Here is a 1,081-nt window from a genome sequence, read left to right as displayed (position 1 = left end):
CGGATCAGGAGTGTCGCCCGGGGTCCTGCTCGGTCTGGGGTCTGCTCACCGTCGGTGGCGCAGCGAGCCGACAGGGCGAGCACAGGACCAAACCGGGGGCGGACTGCACGACCGCCTCCGATTCGGGCGTGTTCGATCAGACTGTTTCGAGGTTGCGTGCGGACCAGGCGGCGTAGCTGCCCTCGAGTTCGACAACTCGGTAGCCGGCGCGACGCAGGGCGCTGGCTGCGACCGCGTTACGGACGCCGCTCTGGCAGTAGGTCACGATCGGACCGCCCGTGGGCAGTCCGTCGAGGTTCCACAGCAATCGCCCACCGCTGAGCTGTTCGGAGCCAGGTATGTGGCCGTCGGCGTGTTCGGTTTTGTTGCGCACGTCCAGCACCATTGCCGAGTCGAACGAATCCAGCTCGTCCGCACCGATCGTCTCGGGTGTCGTCATGGGAAATCCTCGTAGACTTGTGACGTACCCGGTCACCGTATCGATGCCGACCCGCAGCAGGTGATCACGTAGCTCGTCGGCGACGGCGCGGTCCTCGGCAAGCACCACCAGTGGAGTGTCCTCTCGTTCGGGGTCGTAGACCCAGGCACCGAACGAGGCTGCCTTGCCGATACCGGGGATGTTGAGCGCTCCGGGGACAGCGCCGGCGTGCACCTCATATTGGCCGCGGGTGTCGAGGAGGACGACCTCGTCGGAGTCGAGGGCGCGTGCCAATTCGGTGGAGTCGTACTCGTGCAGTGGAGAGAGTGGCCCGAGAACGACCGGGCCCTGCTTGTTCTGACGCTTCATCCGGCCGAAGTAGGCGTGTGCATCCGGTTGGCCGTCGAGCATCTCATCGACGAAGCCCTGCTCGTCGTCGCGCTCGACATACCCGGCCCACCAAGCGAAACGACGTTCGTAGCCGACGCTGGTCGACGGCAACGCGCCGAGAGCTTTTCCGCAGGCACTGCCCGAACCGTGACCCGGAAAGACCTGGATATGATCTGGCTGCGTGACGAACGACCGCTTCAGACTGCGGAAGATCTGTTTGGCACCCTCGAAACGGGTGTCGACACCGTCGGCAGCTTCGTCGAGTAGGTCCGG

Annotated in this window: 1 protein-coding gene; it reads right to left on the bottom strand. The window is 65.1% G+C overall.

What is annotated here, in order from left to right; translation table 11 throughout:
- Positions 1-136 precede the first annotated feature (136 nt).
- Positions 137-1,081, bottom strand: a 945-nt coding sequence (locus tag R4P47_RS25025) for a rhodanese-like domain-containing protein (protein WP_032399667.1), incomplete at its 5' end; no start/stop codon positions are given.

The sequence above is a fragment of the Rhodococcus sp. IEGM 1370 genome (genome assembly GCF_033142325.1).
In the GTDB taxonomy this organism is placed as follows: domain Bacteria; phylum Actinomycetota; class Actinomycetes; order Mycobacteriales; family Mycobacteriaceae; genus Rhodococcoides.
Note: the sequence above shows the minus strand (reverse complement) of the source record. Positions and strands in the feature narration are given on the sequence as shown.